General features: G+C 56.8%; 18 protein-coding genes. 6 read left to right on the plus strand and 12 right to left on the minus strand.

Annotated features, from left to right (window positions below; translation table 11 throughout):
* Position 1: 1 nt before the first annotated feature.
* Together IAI47_RS17515 and IAI47_RS17520 are read right to left on the minus strand one after the other, a co-directional pair.
* A complete protein-coding gene (locus IAI47_RS17515) occupies positions 2-1096 on the minus strand; it encodes a YncE family protein (protein ID WP_008926644.1) in 1095 nt (364 codons plus the stop codon).
* Positions 1097-1297: 201 nt separating this feature from the next.
* Positions 1298-2236: a LysR family transcriptional regulator gene (locus IAI47_RS17520; protein ID WP_008926643.1), complete on the minus strand. Its 939-nt coding sequence runs from the start codon at positions 2234-2236 to the stop codon at positions 1298-1300.
* 64 nt (positions 2237-2300) lie between these two features.
* On the opposite strand from IAI47_RS17520, the gene IAI47_RS17525 reads away from it, so the two are divergent.
* Positions 2301-3371 (plus strand): tartrate dehydrogenase, encoded by a 1071-nt coding sequence (locus tag IAI47_RS17525; RefSeq protein ID WP_008926642.1) that lies wholly within the window; start codon positions 2301-2303, stop codon positions 3369-3371.
* A 1-nt stretch (position 3372) separates the two neighbouring features.
* On the opposite strand, the gene IAI47_RS17530 is transcribed toward IAI47_RS17525, so the two are convergent.
* From IAI47_RS17530 to IAI47_RS17545, 4 genes are all read right to left on the minus strand, one after another.
* Positions 3373-4704, minus strand: a complete 1332-nt coding sequence (locus IAI47_RS17530) for a glycoside hydrolase family 28 protein (protein WP_008926641.1) — start codon at positions 4702-4704, stop codon at positions 3373-3375.
* Positions 4705-4807: 103 nt separating this feature from the next.
* Positions 4808-5623, minus strand: a complete 816-nt coding sequence (locus IAI47_RS17535) for a carbohydrate ABC transporter permease (protein WP_003855657.1) — start codon at positions 5621-5623, stop codon at positions 4808-4810.
* A complete protein-coding gene (locus tag IAI47_RS17540) occupies positions 5623-6495 on the minus strand; it encodes a carbohydrate ABC transporter permease (RefSeq protein ID WP_008926640.1) in 873 nt (290 codons plus the stop codon). The genes IAI47_RS17535 and IAI47_RS17540 overlap by 1 nt, the downstream gene beginning before the upstream one ends.
* Positions 6496-6552: 57 nt before the next feature.
* Positions 6553-7884 (minus strand): extracellular solute-binding protein, encoded by a 1332-nt coding sequence (locus IAI47_RS17545; protein WP_003855662.1) that lies wholly within the window; start codon positions 7882-7884, stop codon positions 6553-6555.
* Positions 7885-8434: 550 nt separating this feature from the next.
* Between IAI47_RS17545 and IAI47_RS17550 the strand changes: the two genes are divergently transcribed.
* Both IAI47_RS17550 and IAI47_RS17555 read left to right on the plus strand, forming a co-directional pair.
* Positions 8435-9034 (plus strand): GNAT family N-acetyltransferase, encoded by a 600-nt coding sequence (locus tag IAI47_RS17550; RefSeq protein WP_003855666.1) that lies wholly within the window; start codon positions 8435-8437, stop codon positions 9032-9034.
* 12 nt (positions 9035-9046) lie between these two features.
* A complete protein-coding gene (locus IAI47_RS17555) occupies positions 9047-10138 on the plus strand; it encodes an ABC transporter ATP-binding protein (RefSeq protein ID WP_008926639.1) in 1092 nt (363 codons plus the stop codon).
* A gap of 58 nt (positions 10139-10196) precedes the next feature.
* Here IAI47_RS17555 and IAI47_RS17560 read toward each other — a convergent pair whose 3' ends face one another.
* On the minus strand, positions 10197-11315 hold the full coding sequence (locus IAI47_RS17560) for an ROK family transcriptional regulator (protein ID WP_003855670.1): 1119 nt from the start codon (positions 11313-11315) through the stop codon (positions 10197-10199).
* Between the two features lie 40 nt (positions 11316-11355).
* Positions 11356-12240 (minus strand): BadF/BadG/BcrA/BcrD ATPase family protein, encoded by an 885-nt coding sequence (locus IAI47_RS17565; RefSeq protein WP_008926638.1) that lies wholly within the window; start codon positions 12238-12240, stop codon positions 11356-11358.
* 271 nt (positions 12241-12511) lie between these two features.
* On the opposite strand from IAI47_RS17565, the gene IAI47_RS17570 reads away from it, so the two are divergent.
* Positions 12512-13669 carry a Gfo/Idh/MocA family protein gene (locus tag IAI47_RS17570; RefSeq protein ID WP_003855673.1) on the plus strand — a complete coding sequence of 386 codons (1158 nt, stop codon included), beginning with the start codon at positions 12512-12514 and terminating at the stop codon, positions 13667-13669.
* Positions 13670-14128: 459 nt separating this feature from the next.
* On the opposite strand, the gene IAI47_RS17575 is transcribed toward IAI47_RS17570, so the two are convergent.
* Positions 14129-15376, minus strand: a complete 1248-nt coding sequence (locus tag IAI47_RS17575) for an MFS transporter (protein WP_008926637.1) — start codon at positions 15374-15376, stop codon at positions 14129-14131.
* Positions 15377-15777: 401 nt separating this feature from the next.
* On the opposite strand from IAI47_RS17575, the gene IAI47_RS17580 reads away from it, so the two are divergent.
* Both IAI47_RS17580 and IAI47_RS17585 read left to right on the plus strand, forming a co-directional pair.
* Positions 15778-16377 carry a hypothetical protein gene (locus tag IAI47_RS17580; RefSeq protein ID WP_033743435.1) on the plus strand — a complete coding sequence of 200 codons (600 nt, stop codon included), beginning with the start codon at positions 15778-15780 and terminating at the stop codon, positions 16375-16377.
* A gap of 276 nt (positions 16378-16653) precedes the next feature.
* Positions 16654-19044, plus strand: coding sequence for a glucose/quinate/shikimate family membrane-bound PQQ-dependent dehydrogenase (locus IAI47_RS17585; protein WP_008926635.1), 2391 nt, complete (start codon positions 16654-16656; stop codon positions 19042-19044).
* Positions 19045-19100: 56 nt separating this feature from the next.
* Here the strand turns inward: IAI47_RS17585 and IAI47_RS17590 are convergent, their stop codons facing one another.
* The 3 genes from IAI47_RS17590 to IAI47_RS17600 all read right to left on the minus strand — a co-directional run bounded on the left by IAI47_RS17590 (position 19101) and on the right by IAI47_RS17600 (position 21849).
* A complete protein-coding gene (locus IAI47_RS17590; protein ID WP_008926634.1) occupies positions 19101-20306 on the minus strand; it encodes an MFS transporter in 1206 nt (401 codons plus the stop codon).
* Positions 20307-20416: 110 nt separating this feature from the next.
* Positions 20417-21313 (minus strand): LysR family transcriptional regulator, encoded by an 897-nt coding sequence (locus tag IAI47_RS17595; RefSeq protein WP_003855683.1) that lies wholly within the window; start codon positions 21311-21313, stop codon positions 20417-20419.
* A 167-nt stretch (positions 21314-21480) separates the two neighbouring features.
* Positions 21481-21849 (minus strand): helix-turn-helix domain-containing protein, encoded by a 369-nt coding sequence (locus IAI47_RS17600; RefSeq protein WP_003855685.1) that lies wholly within the window; start codon positions 21847-21849, stop codon positions 21481-21483.
* Between the last annotated feature and the right edge of the window lie 164 nt (positions 21850-22013).

Consider the following 22013-nt stretch of genomic DNA (forward strand, 5'->3'; position numbering starts at 1 on the left):
TTTATTGCAGCGTGATACGCGCCACGCCATCCAGAAGCTGATGGCTGTGGTCGTCATTGAAGCCCTGCTTCAGAGTCACATACAGTGTCTGGCCGTCCGGTGAGACCAGCAGGCTTTCTGGATGCCCCTCAAACGACCAGCTGTTTTTCACTTCATACGTGGTGCCATCCAGCTGCAGCACCTTCTTCGATTCGCGCTGGCTGATATAAATCTCATTGCGCTTACCGTTAAACTTAATCCCCACTGAATCGCCTGGATCAAGGCGCTGAATCACCTTGCCGCTGCGCTCATCAAACACCAGGGTATTTTTCTCTTTGGCGTTATCCGTGACAAACAGGCGACCGGTTGCCGGATCTTCTGCCATATTCAGGAAGTGAGTGTCCTGCCCATCACCTGCCGTCAGGCGCTGCTCGATTTTGTGATTGCGCGGATTGATCACCAGGATTTCACCGCTGCCGTTCGCCGCATAAATGCGATCGCTGACTGGCGAGAAGATAATGCCTGTAACACCTTTGCCAGCATTTTTAATCCGGGCTTTCAGCGTCAGGGTTTTCGCATCAACGACCCAGATCACGCCAGGTTCGTCTGCGCCGCCGACATAGAGCAGCCCGTCATGCAGAAAGATCTCGCGGGTTTTCACCGGCGATCCTTTCTCATTCTTCTCGTCAAACATCAGGCGCTTCAGCACGTTGCCGGTATCGGGATCGATCTTAGCGATGCCACCATCCACTGATTGGGTGGTGTAAAGCGCGCTGCCATCCTGTCCACTGCTCAGACCCGCATTTTTCAGATCGTAATGCCCCGCCCCGGTGCTTTGCAGCGTGGTGCCATCAAGACGATAGATCATACCGCCACTGATATCCTTGCCCTCGGGCGCACTGACCACATAGAGCGTATTTTTGGCGGGCAGATACGCCATCTCATATAATCCGTCGCCCAGCTCGCGCTGAATCAGATTGTCGGGGCTGGAGGGCTGCATCACCATCAGCGCATTGCCATCCACTTTTTTCGCTCTCATCTGGCACGCCGTCAGGCTGAAGGTGGTGACTATCGCCAGTGCGAGTGCCGCTTTACGCGAGCTGAACAACGCTTTCATAGTTAACTCCCCTATCCATCTGCTGCTCCCGGCAGGCCGCAACACAGCGGGCAGGCAGGGAAGAAAAAGAATGAGAATCATACGCATCACTAAAAAGGGTGTAAACGCAACGGCACCCTGAAGCAACCGAATCAGCTTAATGCGGTATATTTATTGTCCACAGGCGCTTTTCTGTGCCCGTCACTCAATTTATAACCTCGACTAATCAACAACCTGAAGATTATTCTGCAAAAACGCCACAAACGCGGTAATACGAGCCGGAAGCTGGCGTTGCGCCTGCCAGACCGCAAAGATATCACCATCAGGTGCCTGCCAGTCCGGTAGCACCGGCAACAATTCGCCCGCAGCCAGGCTGTGTTGCGCATCCCACCAGGAACGCAGCAGAATGCCATGTCCATCCATCGCCAGCCGCATCGCTACTTCACCATCGTTGGTGATCAGGCTGCCGCGCACTTTCTGGCTGATGCTCTGTTCACCGCAGGTCAGCCGCCACAGGGTAAAATCGCTGTCGTGCTGACGCAGTAAAATGCAGTTGTGCTGCGCCAGATCGCGCACAGTGGCAGGCAGGCCGTGCCGGGCAGCATAGGCGGGCGAACAGCAGAGGATACGCGGATTGGTTCGCAGCTTACGTGCCACCAGCCGCGAGTCAGGCGGCTCCCCAACGCGGATATCGATATCCATGTGCGCATCAAGAAAATTAAGCGGCTGGCTGCTGAGTTGTAACGACAGTGAGAGCTGCGGATGCAGCGCGGCAAAAGCCGAGACGCAGGGCGCGATATGGCGACGGCCAAAACCAAAGGAGGCGTTGATGTTGAGGGTGCCGCGCAGCTGGGCTGTTTCACCGCTGACCGCCTCTTCCAGCGCCGCAAGCTGATCCAGCAGCGGACGCGCGCCCGCCAGATAACGGCGGCCTTCCGGCGTCAGTTCCAGCCGGCGTGTGGTGCGGCGCAGCAATTGCACACCAAGGCGCTGCTCCAGCTGGCTCAGACGTTTGCTTACCGCTGCCAGTGACAGGCCCAGTTCGCGCGCCGCCGCAGTCAGACTATCCAGCGCGGCCAGGCGAACAAAGAAGGCTAAGTCATCAGTGGAGGTGCGGGATTCTCTACTTTGATTCAACAATGGATTGCCTTTCAGGCTCATTATTTCCCCGGAATCGACAGTTATACTGCGTACACAATTCGAACATCAACCGGAAAGGTGCCCTGTGACTGATAAAATCTACTCTATTGCTGTGATCCCTGGCGATGGCATCGGCAAAGAAGTGATGCCGGAAGGCGTCCGTGTAATGAATGCGGCTGCTGAGAAATTTAACATTCCGCTGCGCTGGGAGTGGTTCGATTACGCCAGCGCTGACTACTGGCAGCAGCATGGCAAAATGCTGCCTGACGACTGGTTTCCGCAGCTGAAAGCCTTTGACGCGATCTATTTTGGCGCGGTCGGCTGGCCCGATGTGGTGCCCGACCACGTTTCACTGTGGGGCTCGCTGCTACAGTTCCGCCGTGAGTTCGACCAGTACGTCAATCTGCGTCCGGTGCGACTGATGCCAGGGGTGAAAGCGCCGCTGGCAAACCGTCAGCCTGGCGACATCGACTTCTATGTGGTGCGTGAAAACACCGAAGGTGAATACTCCAGCGTGGGTGGCACCATGTTCCCTGGCACCGACCGTGAAGTGGTGATTCAGGAGACGGTGATGACGCGCACTGGTGTTGACCGCATCCTGAAGTTTGCTTATCAGCTGGCGCAGAGCCGGCCGAAGAAGCACCTGACCTCCGCCACCAAATCCAACGGCATCGCTATCACCATGCCTTACTGGGACAGCCGCGTCGAAGCGATGTCCGGCCAGTTCCCCGAGGTTCGCGTCGACAAGTATCATATTGATATTCTTACCGCCAACTTCGTGCTGCACCCGGACTGGTTTGATGTAGTGGTGGCCAGCAACCTGTTTGGGGATATCCTCTCCGATCTCGGCCCGGCCTGTACCGGCACCATTGGCATTGCGCCCTCCGCCAATATTAACCCGGAAGGCCTGTTTCCCAGCCTGTTTGAGCCGGTTCACGGTTCTGCGCCGGATATCGCAGGCAAAGGCATCGCCAATCCTATCGGGCAGATCTGGTGTGGGGCGATGATGCTGGAGCATCTCGGCTACAAAGCGGCGGGTGATGCGGTGTTAAATGCAATTGAACGTACGCTGGCGGCGGGAGAGCATCTGACGCGCGACCTCGGCGGCAACGCCAGCACCGAAGAGCTCGGCGCGGCCATCGCCGCCGCGCTGTAAATCAGTCCGGCAACTGCACCACGCATTCAGCATGCCAGCCTGGCGGTAACGGCGCGGGCCTGTTGATCACCAGGTTGTGCAGTTGCAGGTTCTCTACCCCGCGCGCAAACAGGCCCGGCAAACCGCCGGGATAGCGCTCTACGCCAAAGGCTTCACCGGTTTTCGGGTCAAGTTTGTAGGCGTTATCCAGCCCCATGCCGGTCGGTGAGTCGGGGTTACAGGGTGGTCGCACGTCATAGTGTCCCTGCGTCATCGGCGACACGGTCTGCCGCATCTGAAGCTGGCTGATAACCACATCGCGTATCCAGCCCGGTTCTGCCGCATGCAGATTAATCGCCCCTTCCGCCACGCCCGTCATGTTGCTGAACTGCACCTGCTCCACGACGCCAGGTGTGATGGCGGGATCGCGATGGCGCACAGAAATATGCAGCGGATCGGCTTTGCCCCAGTGACAGGGCGGCGCATGGTGACAGGCAAAGGTCAGGTTACTGAACAGCAGACGCCGCATTGCACCGCCGTCACGCGACAGAATGCCGATACCCCGGTTGGAATCAAAAATGGTGCAGCCGGTCACCGTGACATCTTCCACATCATCCCAGGTTTCGGTGCCGATTTTAAAGGCACAGCTGTAACTGCGAAGCAGGCAGTTGGTGATCATAATCTGCCGCGCCGGACGCCGCAGCGCAGCCGGTTTGTGGGTGGTTTTAATGCAGATAGCGTCATCAGCGGCACTGAGGTAGCTGTTGCTGACAAACACCGCCTCGCATCCGTCAATATCCAGCGCATCGGTATTCGGCATAGTCATCGCGTTGTCGATAGTGAGATGGTCGATATGCACATGGCGACAGCTCACCAGATGCACCGTCCACATTGGCGCCTGCACGATGGTAAAGGCGGTCAGCGTCACCTGCTCGCAATCTTCAAACACGATAATGCGCGGCCGGTCAGGACGCGGCAGGCGATAACCCTGCTCATCCCGCTCAGCGGCGAACCAGGCTTCACCCTCGCCATCGATGCGGCCAGTGCCGCTGATAGTGATATTGCGCTGGCCCAGCGCATAGAGCAGCACGTTATGGGACTTCTCAGCACAGCTGAGTGCCTGCACCGCCTGGTAGTCAGCCAGCCGCGGACTGGCGATCAGCACCGCACCCGCTTCCAGGTGCAGTTCAAAATCAGATGGCAGATTCAGGCAGCCGCTGCGATAACGCCCGGCAGGCAGGGTAAGACGCCCCCCGCCGGCCGCCGCAATCTGATCCATGGCGCGCTGCAGCACGGCCGTGTCCGGGGTTTCGCCATCGGCGACAGGATGAAAATCAGCAAGGGAAAGGTGCATCATGCGTCTCCCGCAGGATTGAGGAGGAGAAATTCCAGCACGACACGGCGCGGGAAACCTTTGTCTGGTCGCCAGTACGCCGTTTCGTGCGGGATATCACAAATTACTTCACGGCCCCTTCAGTGACGCCGCTGATAAACTTGCGCTGGAAAATCAGGAACACCACGATCAGCGGCATAATCACAATCATTGCGCCCGCCATCAGCACCGGAATGTCGATGGTGTTTTTGTTCTGGAAAAACATCATGCCAATCGGCAGCGTGCGCAGCTCATCCTTGTTGACCAGAATCAGTGGGATCAGAAACTCGTTCCAGGTCCAGATAAACAGCAGCAGCCCCAGCGTCGACAGCGTTGGCCAGATTGCCGGCACCAGAATGCCCCACAGAATTTTGACCCGCGACGCCCCATCCATCACCGCCGCTTCTACCAGCTCTTTCGGCACCTGCTGAAACGCGCTGGCGATCATCAGCGTGGTAAAGGGCAGCGACAGGGCGATTTGCGGCAGGATCAGCGCCAGATAGGTGTTGGTGAGCCCCATCCAGCGCAGCTCGTGATAGAGCGGAATGATAAAGGCTTCACTCGGCAGCACCATCCCCAGGGCCAGCATCGCCCCAATCACTTTTTTACCGGGGATCTTCAGCCAGGCGAAACCAAAACCAGCCAGAATACCCAGCAGCACGCTGAACAGTACGACCGGAATCACCACCAGCACCGAGTTGAGGAAGTAGACGTTAAAATGCCCCTGCTGCCACGCGGTCACGTAGTTTTTGAAATTCAGCGAGGCTGGCAGCGTGAAGATGCCCTGGAACAGCTCCATCTGGGTTTTAAACGAGGTCATCAACGCCATCAGAAACGGCAGAATCGTCATCAGCGCTACGATCCAGATCAGCGCGCGTGAAATCACCGGCGTGCTTCGCATCAGTAACGCTCCTTTAAGGCCAGATGAATCAGATAGTTGATCCCTAAAACAATAATCATGCTGAACACCGCCACCGACGAGGCGTAGCCAAAGTAGTGCAGGTCAAAGCCCTGCTTATACATAAAGATGTTGGTGACCATGGTGGAGGTGCCTGGGCCGCCCTGCGTCATCACATAGACCAGGTCAAAGGCTTTCAGGCTGGCGATCACCGTCAGCAGCAGCGCAATCCGCAGCTCGGGCCGCAGGCCGGGCAACGTAATACGCATAAATTTCTGACGGCGCGATGAGCCATCCAGATCGGCGGCTTCCAGCAGTGAGGGATCCATACGCTGCAGGCCTGCCATAAACAGCACCAGACAGAAGCCGAAGAAGTACCAGGTCGCGACCAGACCGACAGCGGGCAGCGCCCAGGTGAAATCACCCAGCCAGGAGAGCGCCAGCTGGGGCAATCCGATCGCGCGTAATATCTGATCGATGGGGCCAAACGCCGGGTTGTAGAGCCAGCGCCACACCACACCCAGCACTGCCATTGGCATGATGTAGGGCAGGAAGAAGAGAATGCGCAGTACGCTGCGTTCGTTATTGTTGCGCGTGTCATACAGAAAGCTGCAGAGCAGCAGGCCGACGCCAATCGGCAACAGGGTATAGAACAGCATCAGGATGGCGTTATTGCCCAGCGCAATCCAGAACACCGGATCGCTGAACATCCGCATGTAGTTGCTGATGCCACTAAATACCGGCAGTGAGGTGCCGTCCCATTCGGTAAAACTGATGCCCAGCGAGGCCAGCAGCGGGCACAGCAGAAACACCGCATAGACCAGCACCGCAGGCAGAACATAGAGGAAATTACGCCAGCTGCTTAAATTCAACATAACCCTACTCGTGGTTCAGAACGATGCTCAGGCCCGGCTGTTCGCCGGGCCTCCGGCTTAATGCTTCAGGGTTTTCAGGTAACGCTGATAGTTGTTATCAAAATTCACCACCATCTGATCGGGGGTCTGACGGCCCGCCAGCAGCAGCTGGACGTTCTGATTCAGCTCGGCATTCATAGTCGGTGTTGCCCAGTCCACGTAGTGGCCTAAACCGTCATAGTCGTTGAGCGTCAGCCAGACCTGATATGCCTCCGCCAGCAGCGGATTATCCGCTGGCATTTTGGCCGCTTTATTCGTGCTGGCCGGCAGGAAGCCCACTTTCAGCCAGCGGTTCGCCATGGCATCAGAGACCATATAGTTGATGAACTTCGCTGCACCCTCCTGCTGATCTTTGCCTTTGGCGGTGCTGGTAATTGAGAACGCCAGATCGGTACCGCCCACCATCAGCGGCTGTTTCACGCCTTCACCGGCAGGCATCGCGGCGAAGTGAATATCTTTGTTGTCTTTAAACTGGCCGAGATACCAGGTGCCGCTGACCAGGAACGCAGCCTGACCGTTCTGGAACAGCGTCGCCGCATCGTCGTGACCAATGCCCTGGAAGCCAGGGAAGAAGTAGCCTTTGTCGGTCCAGCTCTTCATCATCGTGGCGGCATTGACCAGCTTGCTGTCTTTGAAGGTGCCGCCCACATCGTAAATCAGATTATCCAGCGTCTTGCGGTCATGGCTTTCAATCTGCGCCTGCCACAGCGTGCTAAGCAGTTGCTGGCCCATGTTGCCATCCAGCAGGCCGAGCATCATCGGCGCGGTGCCCTGCTGTTTCAGCTTCGCCATGGCACTCTCCAGCTCAGCCAGCGTTTTCGGCACCGCAATGCCCGCTTTGTCCAGCACCGCTTTGTTGTAATAAAGCCCGACCATTTCGCCCAGGCTGGCGATGCCATACAGCTTGCCGCTACCAAACTCGCCGCTGTCTGACCAGCGGTTACGTTTCAGAATCGAGTCCGGGAAGCGGGTAGTCCAGCCGTCGCTGGCGGCATAGCTATCGAGCGGCAGCAACAGCTTATCTTTAACCAGCGAACCCATATCGCCGCCGCCCTGGTTGACCTGGGCGATCTGCGGGCCATCACCGGCAGTCAGTGCCAGCTTCAGCGGAATACGGGTATCTTCAAAGGAGTGAACCGAGCGGTTAATCACGATGCCGGGATTCTGCTGTGAGAACTCTTTAATCCCTTCATCCACCGCAGCGGTCTGCTCAGGGTAGTTGTAGATATCCCACTCATTCAGAGTGACAGCAGCGTGGGCGGCATGAGAGACGCTGCCCGCCAGCAGGCCCGCTACCAGCAGCCGACCCACATTGCGAATTCGGAACGAACGAACGGAAGAAACAGACATTATGCTCACCTTCTTCAGACCAGGGTCGGCATCCTTTCATCTCACCGCCTGACATCCTGCAGGCTGCAGCCGCACACAAACGCACTCACTCATACTTACTTTAATAGAAAAATAAAGTCAAACAGCCTGCCGACCGAATTGTCAGGCTGTGAGCACGCGCAAATAAACAGTGACATGGCGTGAAAATCAGCACGCCGCGCTGGCTTTTACGCCATTAACCGTGGCGGCACGTCGCCAGCCACTTTTTCTGCAGCAGGAGATGCCAGAGGAATAATCGCAAAATAACGTCCTGATAAAACATATGAAAATCCTATCACGCTCACACTTTTCTCTTTTGACCGGCCGTGAATCTGCCGCCAGCCGCCCTGTTCCGGGCGTGTTGGCGATCACAGTTGTGCATCCCGATGCCGGTAAACATTGCCGAACCGCCTGCGTTAGTGCGATAAGGTAATTATTCTATCTTGAAAACTAAGTCCACTTTCATTAACGTAACTTTTACCTGCGGAGCTGTTCAATCCCTGACCGGTTCCCTCACTCACGAGAACTCACCATGGCGAATCAAGGTGTCATTCGTCCGGCCACACCGGCGGACTACCCGGCGCTCTACCGCATCTGCCTGGAAACAGCCGATGCGGGCGGCGATGCCCGCGCGCTCTACTCCGATCCTGACTATCCCGGCCAGCGTTTTGCCGTGCCCTATGCGCATTTTGCGCCGGACTTTGCTTTTGTACTGGAGCAGGACGGTGAGGTGCAGGGTTACGTGGTCGCCGCGCCGGATACCCGCGCGTTTGAAGCGCAGCTTCAGGCCGAATGGTGGCCGCAGTTGCAGGAGAAATATCGCGATCGCAGCGCCAGTGCCCCGCTCGACAGCAAAGTGCTCGATTCAATACGCCATCCCGAGCAGGCCGCTGAGATCCTGGTGACGCAGTGGCCTGCTCATCTGCATATCAACCTGCTGCCGGCGGCACAGAAAGGCGGCTGGGGTCGCCGGATGATTGAGCATGAACTGGCGGCGCTCCGCGCTGCTGGCGTCAGTGGTGTTCATCTTGGCGTCAGCCTGCAGAACGAGCAGGTTTGTGCCTTCTATGCGCGCATGGGGTTTACCCCAATCATGCGCAGCAATGCCATCTACATGGGCCAGTTACTCTGAGTGAGGTAGCCGATGACCAGCCTGCGCTTGCAGAATGTGAAGAAGTCGTATGAACACGTTAATGTCATTCATGGCATCGATCTGACGATAAACAGTGGCGAATTTGTCGTGTTTGTTGGGCCATCTGGCTGCGGCAAGTCGACGCTGCTGCGGATGATCGCCGGGCTGGAGGAGATCAGCAGTGGGCAGTTGCTGATTGAGGAGCAGGACATGACACAGCAGCCCGCCACTGAGCGCGGCATCGCGATGGTGTTTCAGTCTTATGCGCTCTACCCCAACATGACGGTGCGCGGCAACCTGGCGTATCCGCTGGAGGTAATGAAAAAGTCCAAAGCGGAGATTAACGAGGCGATAGCCCAGACGGCCGCCCGTCTGCATCTCACCGAACTGCTCGACCGCCTGCCGCGCGCGCTCTCTGGCGGACAGCGACAGCGCGTGGCAATTGGCCGGGCGATTATCCGTCATCCGCGCATTTTCCTGTTTGATGAGCCACTCTCTAACCTTGATGCAGAGCTGCGCCTGCAGATGCGCATTGAGATTGCCCGGCTGCACGCCTCGCTTGGCAACACCATGATTTATGTCACCCACGATCAGCTGGAGGCAATGACGCTGGCTGACCGCATCGTGGTGCTGCGTCAGGGCCGCATTGAGCAGGTCGGTGCACCGCTGACGCTTTATCACGACCCGGATAATCTGTTTGTCGCCGGTTTTATCGGCTCACCAAAAATGAACTTCCTACGGGCGGAAATCAGCGCCACGGGCGCGGGGGAAGTGCAACTGCGGGTGCCGGAACTGAAGATTGAGGGGCTGGTGCTGAAAATCGCCGCCGACTGCCGCGAGGGACAAACCGTCACGCTGGGCATTCGTCCTGAACATTTCCAGCCTGCCGCGCAGACGCCGGACGCATTGCGCTTTCACGGCGAGCTGGCTTATGGCGAGATGCTGGGTCACACCAACTATCTCTACCTGGATATCGGGCGTGAACAGATGCTGGTCGTGGAAGAGCGCGAGGCGACGACGCGCGAGCTCGGAACCCAGGTTGAACTGGGCTTTTCTGCCGCGCACTGCCTGCTGTTTGATGAGCAGGGAATGCGCCTGCGCTAAGGACGCGTGGAAACAAAAACGGGCGCCGCAGCGCCCGTTTTTTTATTTGAGAGATCACTCAGGTGACCGGCTCTTCATCGGCCTGCGCCGCCAGCAGATCAAGCAGCCGGTTGACGGCAAAACCCGCCGCACCCAGCGCCCACATCCGGTTCGATTCCGTCAGGAACTGCAGCGGCGTCATCTGTGGCGTCAGTTTAAGCCGGTAGGCCTGGAAGCTCTGAGTGATGTGATCGAGCAGAATGCGCGACGCCATGTGCGGCTCCATCGCCAGATAAACCACATCCGGATCGTAGGCCACTGACAGGTTCGCCAGCGAAATGCCCAGCTCACGTCCTGCTTCTTCCAGCACCGCCAGTACCTCAGGCGCAGGACGCTGATCCAGCGCCTGCAACGTGAGGCCTTCCACCGGTTCCTGCGCTGCAAGCCGCTGCAGAATGGCACGCGATGAGGCGACATCCTCCAGCAGACGCAGCGAGCCGTCCCCCACCAGCCCATTGCCAATCTCGCCCGCTTTGCCGTGACGGCCACGGTAGAGCTGACGATTCAGGATGATGCCCGCACCAATCCCTTTGCCATAGGTGGCGATCACCGCCGACTGTGCATTGCCAAGCTGACCAAACACCAGCGCCGCCATTGCCATCGCGTTGGCGTCGTTCTCGATAAATACCGGCAGTGAGAAACGTTCTTCCAGCAGACGCGCAATCGGGACGTTGTCCCAGTCGAGCACTTTAGAGCGAATGCAGTAGCCATTTTCAGCATCCACCAGACCCGACAGTGCCAGACCAATCGCACCCACCCGCTTCTCCTCCACGCCGCGCAGGAATTTCGCCAGCGCATCGCCAAGCTGGCGGGGTGTCAGCGTGCCTGTGGGCATCTGCTGTTCGCCCAGCAGATTGCCGCTGAGATCGGTCATAACGATAAGATTACGTTCCGCATTGAGCTGAATGCCAATCACGCTGGCGCGATCGGGATTGAGGCCCAGCAGGGTTTTTGGCCGCCCCATTGATACGCGACGCAGCCCCAGCTCCTGCACAATCTCCTGCGCAAGCAGGCGATTAGTGGCCTGCGACACGGTCGACATGCTGAGTCCGCTTCGGACTTTCAGGTCTGACTGACTGATCGGCGCATTTTCAACAATCAACCGCAGAATACGCGCGGTTACGTTGGGAGCGGTCATAAGTTCCTCGGGTTATCTGGCGGAAGAAGCTCCGCCAGCGTCAGATCGGTAATCGGACAGGCGCCAGCTGCTGCGCCAGTATCAGCGCGCCGCTCAGGGCATCGCCCTGCGGCCTCACCAGCCGGGCCTGAATATCGTCGTCCAGCCAGCGCTGAATCGGCGTGGCCAGGCCACCCATCAGCGCCACCCGCCCGCTGCTCAGCGCAATCAGACGGCGCACCATCAGGCCGATATCGGCGGCAGTCTGATGCAGCAGATCCTGAGCGTGACGGTCGCCCGCGTCGGCGGCTGCAAAAATCCGCGGCACCACGCGGGCCCAGTCTGCAGGCGTCGCTGAGCGCGTCCAGAGCAGCATGGTTTCCGGGCTGTCGTCAAACTGCGTCATCAGCTGCTGTGTAAAGGCGCTCTGTGGAATGATCGCCTCATGGGCCAGCAACGCCAGACGCAGTGCACGACGACCCAGCTCAGCACCCGATCCCTGATCAGAGAGGGCAAAGCCCCAGCCACCCAGCAATGTAAACTGCTCGCCATCCCACGCGGCTCCCTGACTGCCGGTGCCGATAATAAAGACAGCGCCCGGTGCGCCGGAATGTGCACCCGCACAGGCGATTTCCACATCGCTGACCACCTGTAACGCCGCACAGGCAGGCTGCCAGCTGGCAAGCCTTGCCTGCACCGAGGCGACATTGGCCCCCGCTAATCCGGCAACCAGCGCGGTCTGCGCCAGAGCCTCCGGGGCTAATCCCGCGTGTGACAATATCCGGTCAATCAGTTGCCCGACGCAGGTCAGCGCCGCGTCGTAATCTGACCAGACGTTAGCTGGACCGCCAGTGGCTTCCGCCAGCACACGGCCCTGCAGGTCGGTTAACCGCGCACGACACTGTGTACCGCCGCCATCAATGCCAAGGAGATAGTGTGGTTGCACGCGCTTCCTTCCCTGATTAAGGGTTATAGCCATAATGAGCGAACGATAGGATAAAAAAACTTAAATCGCAATAACAAATAAATATGGCAAAAACATATCGACACTTTTTCGTTAATTTACATGGCTATAACAAAAATCACCCTCGCAAAATGCGCAGCACGTTATTGACATTAGTTTTTCTGTCGTAATAAGTTGGTGGTCAGATTATCAACAGGCGCGTCCGGACACAGGCGGGCTATGCATCATCCGAATTCAGGAGCAGGGGTTTAACATGAAAGTAGGCATTATCGGTCTCGGCTTTCGTCTGTCCCACGTGATCAAAGAGTTCAGCAAAGCCGACGACGCCTTCTCGGTAGTGGGTTATTACGATCCGGCGCCCGCCGGACTGCCTAATCTGCACAGCTTTGGTATCGCGCCCGGCCAGTCCTTTGCGTCCATCGACGCGCTGCTTGAACACGGCGGAATGGATGTGGTGCTGGTTGGCTCACCCAACTTCCTGCATCTGGAACATGTGGGTCAGGCGCTGGCGGCGGGCTACACCGTGTTTACCGAAAAGCCGGTGGTGATTAATGAAGAGCAGACCATGGAGATGGCGAAACTGGTGCGCCAGTATGGCGAGGCACGCATTCTGGTTGGTCTGGTGCTGCGTTACTCCCCGCTCTATCACGATCTGCTGGCGGCACGCGATGCCGGACAGTTGGGTGAGATCACCTCGATCGAGGCGACAGAACATATCAAGCCTTACCACGGCGCATTCTTCCAGCGCGACTGGCGACGTCTGGAGAAGTACGCCGGTCCCTATATTCTGGAAAAATGTTGCCACGACATCGACCTCTACCAGGGGCTGTTACAGGAGCGTCCGATCCGCGTCGCCAGCTTTGGTGGCCGGAAATCCTTTACCCCCGCGCATGCGCCGCAGGGTGCGATCACCGCGGAGTCAGAGCTCTACCACGTGAAACCCAGCGGCTGGTCGAGCACCGACGCCGTCTTCGACAGCGACGCTGATATCGTCGACTACCAGACTGCCCTGATTGAGTACGAAGGCGGCGCAACACTCGCCTTCCACGCCAACCTGAACGTGCCGGATGAGTTCCGCCGTTTCTGTGTCATGGGCACTGACGGCATGGCGGAAGGCGACTTCGTACGAAACTACTTCCGTGTACATAACGCGCGCAGCGGTGAGAAAGAGGTCGACACCGCCTACAGCGGCAACGCTTATGATGGCCACTATGGCGCAGATGCGCTGATGGCCGAAGAGATCGTTAAACATATTAAACAGGGAACACCGCTGAAAGTTTCAGTCGTGGACGCGCTGGAAGCGGGCCTCACCGCCATAAAAATCGATGAGGCGCGCAAAACCCGCAGCGTAGTGGATATGCGTGAAAGCTGGCAAACATTTGACGCCAACCTGGGAAAAACCGGGGCCTGATAGCCCCATCCTGCGGGTCAGCCTCCCCCTCTGATCCTGGGATTTGAATGGCAGTATGACTGGTAACTTCCTGTACTGGCCTTCGGGCCAGTTACAACCTTTGTACTGAGCCAGCTAATAAAACCTGCGCCAGCGACCACGCACTCACCGCACAAATCCCCACAACCAGCCAAACAAACCGCTCCTCAGCCCGAGGAAACTTACGCACTTATAGTGATGGGAGCATACGCCTGTAGCAAAGCATCGCGCCGCCCGGATAAAAACGCAGGGAGCGTTTTTGAACAACGCAACGCGTTGGCCCGGCAACGGGCGCACCTCAGGGATGAGGTGCGTAATCGCCCGCGCTGAGCCTGCCAGGAATGGCGCTTTTGCGTCTTTGCGAAAGGCGTATGTTCCCTGAGCGTGCACCGCAGACCATAACCGCACACATCTCCTCAGCCAACCCAACCCGCTACAACGCTAGTCCTGAACCGGATCCACCTCATTCTCAAGCTTCTGACGCCGCCGCAGATGCGGAAACAACTTCATCCACAACGCCACCACAATCAGCGTACCGATGCCGCCAATTGCTGCCGCAGGTGCTGCGCCCACCCAGGCGGCCAGCAACCCCGACTCAAATTCACCCAGCTGATTCGAGGTATTAATAAATATCGCGTTAACCGCATTCACCCGCCCGCGCATGGTATCCGGCGTATCCAGCTGCACCAGCGCACCGCGAATCACCATACTCACCATATCAAAGCCGCCGAGGGCGCAAAGCGCCAGCAGTGACAGCCAGAGTTGCGTGGAAAGCGCGAATAGCAGGGTCGCAACGCCAAAGCCTGCTACTGAGCCAAACATAATCATCCCGACATGTTTTTCCAGTTTATGACGGCTCAGCCAGATACCCACCAGCAACGCCCCCACCGATGGCGCACCGCGCAACATCCCCAGCCCCCAGGGCCCGGTGTGCAGAATATCTTTGGCAAAAATCGGCAGCAGCGCCGTCGCGCCGCCCAGTAACACCGCGAACAGATCGAGTGAAATCACCCCAAGCACATCTTTACGGTCACGGATAAAGTGAATACCGGCAAACAGATTCTTTAAATTCATTGGCAAACGGGCCTGCACCGGGCACTCATAGCGCAGCAGACTCACCAGCGTCAGCGAAATCAGATAAAAGAGTCCGGAAACGCCATACACCACATGCGGGCCAGCAACATAAAGCAGCCCGCCAAGCGTTGGCCCGACAATCACAGCCGCCTGCCCGCCAACTGAATTCATCGCCATAGCACGTGCCAGAATCGAAGGAGGCACCAGTGAGGGCAACATCGAAGACATCGCCGGCCACTCCAGCGCTTTTGCCACCGCAATCATAAAGACCAGCCCCCAAAGCGCGGTCTTATCGGCAGTATGAAATAAGGTAAGCACCACTAATGCCAGCAGTGCGACAAATTCCACCAGTTGGCCGAACAGGACGATGCGCCGCCGGTCATACTGATCCGCCAGATGACCCGCTGGCAGCGCCAGCAACACCGACGGCAGAAACTGCATCAGGCCAATCATCCCTAACGCCATTGCGCTGTTGGTCAGCGCATAGATCTGCCAGCTGATCGCCACCGAGAACATCTGAAAACCAAATGATGAGCAGGTGCGCGCTAGCCAGAAGGCGACAAAAGTCCGATGTCGCCACAGCGACTCTTCCGCTGCGGATGCCATAAATCCCATGTCTTATCCCAAATCAGGTGAGAAAACCCGCGTCGTTGCGCGGTGTTATTGGTGTAAATGTTGACGATACCCGGTTAACAGACCCGGATGAGAGCGCATGGCCTGCGGCTCCAGCCCTGTCTTACTGCGCAATACACTGCATTACTTTGCAGTAACGGTGTGTCAGCCCCATCCTGATTATTAACAACCTATTGATACCTACCATTGAATATATTCCAGCACATCATCAGATACCAAAGGAATTATCATCTCACTGTTAATAGGTATATTTACTTTCTAATCCAACAAAAGGGTGATTTGGATTATGCAGTTGATCTATATTTATTCACGCGTTTAAAAAAATGCGATTTTTTATATGCTTAATTATCAATAAATCCTTTTTATTGCATTTCGTAGAGATAATGAAAAACAGTTTATATAACCCTTATGTTACTGAACCTATTCATCACGTTAAGCGTAATGTCACAGGCATTTGCTATAGCGTGCCTTATCTTGAGCAAAACCAGGACCGCGGAAATATACTTAATACAAACAACATTGTTTCATTGCACAACAAAATTGCAAGTGAAGAAGCATTAATGATTGTTCCGGTTGGCGATATTCGTTTGCAGGAAATGATCGCGATTCCGGACGCCTATGCACATTTACAAAATGAGCGCGTCCGGATTGGAATAAATTATTCCAGCTTAGCTGCGAACAGTGCGTCACTGCTTGAATTAACAACGAAATTTGATTTCTGGCTTTATGATTTTGCACCGCCGGGAGCAGACTGGCGACTACTGGAATCCTTTCCTTTTTCAGGTATTGTTTTAACTGAATCGTTCTTCAGTGATAATTACGAAAAATTTACCTTTCCCTTTTTTATGGCGACATTCCGTGAAAAAGGTGCAGAGGTCATCGTGCGATGTCATACGCCACCTTTAACCGCTGAACAGTTTACTGAGATAAACATCAGCGGCTGGCAACAGCAACGCTCGGATGGCGAACTTATTAGCGGCTGATTCACAAATCCTGCCTTCCGGCGTTAAGGGCACATGGCGGTGCGCTTAACGTCCTTTAATCCCTCATAAAATGTCGTATTACTCCAATTGTTAAGCGCTTTAAGCTAAAAAAATCAAACCTCGATCTAATTTTGCTATAACATTTAACACAAAGGGACCGTCTGTCTTAGCGGAAGAGATACTCAAGAACACCTTTAATCATTTGTACTTGATAACTGGAAACAGCCTATCTGGTTGTTTTCGTGTGTTTTATGGCAACGAAACGAGGTCGATATTATGGGGAAAAACTCCTCATCTTTTGGCGTAATTCGTTTCCTGACAGTACTGTTCGCAGTGCTGACGGGCGCGTTTATGCTGATTGGCGGTGGCTGGTTAGCCGCCATTGGTGGTTCCTGGTATTACGTTTTCGGCGGTGTGATTATGCTTATCACCGCTTATCTGCTTTCCCGTCGCAAAAGCACTGCGCTGGTTCTTTATGCGCTGCTGCTGATCGGCACCCTGATTTGGGGCGTGTGGGAAGTGGGTACCGACTTCTGGGCACTGGCACCACGCACTGATGTGCTGGTGATCTTCGGTGTCTGGCTGATCCTGCCGTTTGTTTATCGCAGCTTCAATGCCGGCAGCAAAGCGGCACTGGGTTCGATGGCTGTCGCGCTGATTGCCAGTGCCATCGTGCTGGCTTATGCGGTATTCAACGATCCGCAGGTTATCAACGGGTCTGTACCAGAAACCGCTGACAACGCTCCGCAGGCTACGCCGCTGAGCAACATCCCGGATGCTGACTGGCCCGCGTATGCGCGCGATCAGCAGGGAACCCGTTTCTCGCCGCTGAAGCAGATTAATCACCAGAACGTGAAAGAGTTGCAGGTTGCCTGGCAGTTCCAGACAGGCGACATGAAAACCCCTAACGATCCCGGTGAAATCACCGACGAAGTGACCCCGATTAAAATCCGCGACACGCTTTATCTCTGTTCGCCACACCAGATTCTGTTTGCGCTGGATGCGGCAACCGGTAAGCAGAAGTGGAAGTTCGATCCGGGCATGAAGGTGAACCCAACCTTCCAGCACGTGACCTGTCGCGGTGTCTCTTACCACGAAGTGCCCGCAGCAGCCGATGCAGCGAACACTCAGCCTGCAATCTGCTCACGTCGTATTTATCTGCCTGTGAACGATGGCCGTCTGTTTGCGCTGGACGCAGAGACTGGCGAACGCTGCCCGTCCTTTGGTGTCAACGGCGAGCTGGATCTCCAGCATAAACAGCCTGTCACCACAGCGGGTATGTACGAGCCAACTTCTCCGCCGGTGATTACCAATACCACCATCGTGATGGCGGGTGCGGTTACCGATAACTTCTCGACTCGCGAGCCATCAGGCGTGATTCGTGGCTTTGATGTGAATACCGGCAAACTGCTGTGGGTATTTGATCCCGGCGCGAAAGACCCGAATGCTATTCCGGCTGATGAACACACCTTCACCATGAACTCTCCGAACTCATGGGCCCCGGCAGTTTACGATCCGAAACTGGATACCGTTTACCTGCCGATGGGTGTGACCACGCCGGATATCTGGGGCGGCAACCGCACGCCAGAGCAGGAACGTTATGCGAGCAGCGTACTGGCCCTGAACGCCACGACCGGTAAGCTGGTCTGGTCTTATCAGACCGTGCATCACGACCTGTGGGATATGGATCTGCCGTCGCAGCCGACACTGGCTGATATCACCGATAAAGATGGCAACACCGTACCGGTTGTTTACGCGCCAGCGAAAACCGGCAATATCTTTGTGCTGGATCGTCGCACCGGCAAGCCAGTAGTTCCCGCGCCAGAAACGCCAGTGCCACAGGGTGCCGCTAAAGGCGACCATGTTGCTGCCACTCAGCCCTACTCTGAGCTGACCTTCCGTCCGAAACAGAACCTGACGGACAAGGACATGTGGGGCGCGACGATGTTCGACCAGCTGGTGTGCCGCGTGATCTTCAAGCGTCTGCGCTATGAAGGTCCGTTCACGCCGCCATCTGAGCAGGGCACGCTGGTCTTCCCGGGTAACCTCGGTATGTTCGAATGGGGCGGCATCGCAGTCGATCCTAATCGTCAGATCGCGATTGCTAACCCAATGGCGCTGCCGTTTGTCTCTAAGCTGGTTCCACGTGGCCCGGGCAACCCGATTGAGCCGCCAAAAGGTGCTGAGGGTGGTTCAGGTACGGAAACCGGTATTCAGCCACAGTATGGCGTGCCGTATGGCGTCGAGCTGAACCCGTTCCTGTCACCGTTTGGTCTGCCTTGCAAACAGCCTGCCTGGGGTTATGTCTCCGCGGTGGATCTGAAAACCAACAACGTTGTCTGGAAACAGCGTATCGGTACCGTTCGCGACAGCGCACCGGTTCCGCTGCCGTTCAAAATGGGTATGCCAATGCTGGGTGGTCCTGTCACCACCGCGGGCAAGGTATTCTTCATTGGAGCGACCGCAGATAACTACCTGCGTGCTTTCAGCACCGATACCGGCGAACTGCTCTGGGAAGCACGTCTGCCAGCAGGCGGCCAGGCGACGCCGATGACCTATGAAGTGAATGGCAAGCAGTACGTTGTCATCGCGGCGGGTGGTCATGGCTCGTTTGGTACCAAGCTGGGTGACTATGTGATTGCCTACGCATTACCTGATCAGAAGTAATTCACTGGAAAGTGAATAACAAAAGGCGGACTCCGGTCCGCCTTTTTTTGATCGCGCTATTTCTGCATTCCGCGCCAGTTAAGCCACGCGCAAAATAACATTACTCCGCAGGTTGCCAGAAAAACGGGTCGCATCCCAAACGCACCGCCGATCACCCCACCAAACAACGGGCCGCTCACCTGGCCGATATATTGCGCCGAGGTCGAATACCCCAGCATCCGCCCCACCTGTGAAGCCGGCACGTTATGGCGGATAATCGCCGTGATGCACGGCATCAATCCGCCCAGGGCCATCCCCATCAGAAAACGTAATAACACCAGTTGCCAGGCTGCCGTGATAAATGCCTGTGGAATCAGCAGCAGCCCGCTGATTACCAGACCGCCGGTCAGTACCCGCCAGTGCCCCACCCGATCGGCCAGACGACCCAGTCGGGGTGCCGCCAGGATCGTGCCCAGCGCCGCAGCAGACATCACCAGTCCGGCTACCACTGTGACCTGATGGTCACCCCGCACAAACTCGCCCACATAGAGCGTGATAATCGGCTCAATCGACATGCTGGCGAAAATCAGCAACATGCCCGAGAGCCACATCAGCCGCACCAGATTGTGGTTAACCGGCTGCTCTGCAGGCAGCTGTTGCGGATTGCCGCGCGACGTCGCCGCAGCACGCGGCAACTCCCTGAGTAAAAATGTGGTGGCGAGGAAAGCGAGAAAAATCACCGCGCCCGTCAACCAGAAAGTCTGACGGATGCCAATCAGCGGCGGCAAGACGCCCCCTAGCAGCGGCCCGACCACGTTGCCCGCCATAATGCCCGAGGAGAGGATGCCCAGCGCCCAGCCGGTCTGCGCTTTTGGGGTTTGCGCTGCCACCAGAATGGTCGATCCCGATGCGTAGCCGCCCAGCAGCCCCGCCAGCAGGCGCAGCGCCACCAGTTGCCACGGCGCCGTCGCCATGCCAATCAGCGACATCGCAATCGCCATTCCGAGACTGGCCCGAATCAGCATCAGTTTACGACCATAACGATCAGCCAGCCGGCCCCACAGCGGTGCCGTCAGCGCGGCGCTGAAAAAGGTCGCTCCATAGGCCAGCCCGGACCAGCGGGCAATAGCCGCAGGCTGCTCAACACCCAGTTGCTGAATATAGAGCGGCAGAAACGGCAGCAGCAGCGTCATCGCCACGATAGTGGTAAATGAGCCAGCGACGCAGACTGCTAAATTCCGTTTCCAGTGTTGAAACTCTGCCGTTTCGGGTAACTGTTGCATGGTGATATCCGTTGAATGATCAGGGATACAGGCTAACCGGAGTCGCGCAGCAACAACAGTCGTGGCGGAATAGTTACTCTGTGGCGCTGATTGTTGTCAGCAGGCAACAATCAGCCTGGATTTAGCGCCTCAACCAGTGCATCACACAGTAGCGTCACCGGTGACACCGGGTCGGGATGGTCGTGAAGCAGGAGATAGCTTTGCAGGCGATCCATCTGCCACTCCGGCAGCAGCTGCTGGATATCCCCACGCGCCATCGCCTCCTGCGCCATGTAGGAAGGCAAATACGCGATGCCACTGCCCGCCAGCGCGGCATTAAGCAGCGCCATGCTGTTGTTGGCGCGAAAACGACTGCGCACGTCCAGCGCCAGTCGCTGTTTATCCCGGCGGAACGGCAGCGCGGCGGTGTGTGCCGGACCATGGAACATCAGCAGGTCGTGGCGCGGCAGCATTTCGGGGTGGGTGATGGCGGGCCGCTGCGCCAGATAAGCGGGCGCGGCATAGAGTCCCCAGTCGATATCGCTCAATACCCGGAAATTGCCCTGCTGCGGGGATCGGGATCGGATCACAATCGCCAGATCCGTCTGATCGTCCAGCCGATCATGATTGCGATCGGTCAGATCAAGATCAACGTTGATATGCAGATGACGACGCAGAAAAAGGTTCAGAACAGGAACGACACACTGGCAGCCGAAGGTGACGGGTGCCTGAAGTCGGATATGGCCGGCGGGCTGCTGATGCAACTGCTGCACAAAGGCTTCGGCACGCTGGACTTCTGCCAGCATACGCACACAGTAGGGATAGTATGCCTGGCCCATCTCGGTGAGTGCCAGCCGCCGCGTAGTGCGCTGCAATAATCGGATACCGAGCCGCAACTCCAGCCGGGCGATCTCCCGACTGACATGGGATTTGGACCAGCCCAGTGCGCGGGCCGCTTCACTGAAACTCTGTAACTCTACTACCCGAGCAAATACCAGCATGGCGGTTAAATTCGCGCCGTTTTCCATGTTTCCCGACTCCGAAAATAAAGGGATGCTGGCAACAAACTAACACGTTCAGGCTGGGACGCTGTGGCGGGCGGGAAAAAAAGCGAGGCAGAGGCAGGAGGAGAATGGTGCAGAGCGCGGGCCGACCTTCCCGTCTGCTGGCTGTGACGGGAAGATCTTATCAGGCATCAGCTGGCCATCGCCAGGGGGAACAGCAGCCGATCCGGCTCGACGCGACGCTGACGGCGCAACTGGCCCGGCGTCATCATGAAATAGTTTTTAAAGGTGCGGGTGTAGGCCTGCTGGGTATCGAAGCCGTAGTTCATCGCCACCTGCAGTATCGCTTCGTTGCTGCTCAGCAACGTGAGCGCAGACTCGGTCAGGCGGCGCTGACGGATATATTCTGCCAGTGAAAAACCAGTATGCTGTCGAAACAGGCGTTGCAGATGCCAGCGAGAATAGCCTGAGCGGCGCGCCACTTCATCCAGGTGCAGATCGTGTCCTAAGTTATTCTCAATCCAGTCCAGCAAACTCCGAATAAACTCGCGCTGATTCATGGTTCCTCCTGTCGATTCTGATGTGCAGTGGAACCACTTTACTTGTTTAAATTTATCCCTTAATTAGCAGAAAATTAGCGCAGAATTAGCAAGGACGGAAACGGGTGCCGCATTGCGCGGCCAGACGCGACTCCAGCAAAACGTTAAGGCCGGCAGACTGCCAA

Source organism: Pantoea sp. MT58 (assembly GCF_014495885.1).
Lineage (GTDB): Bacteria > Pseudomonadota > Gammaproteobacteria > Enterobacterales > Enterobacteriaceae > Pantoea > Pantoea eucalypti.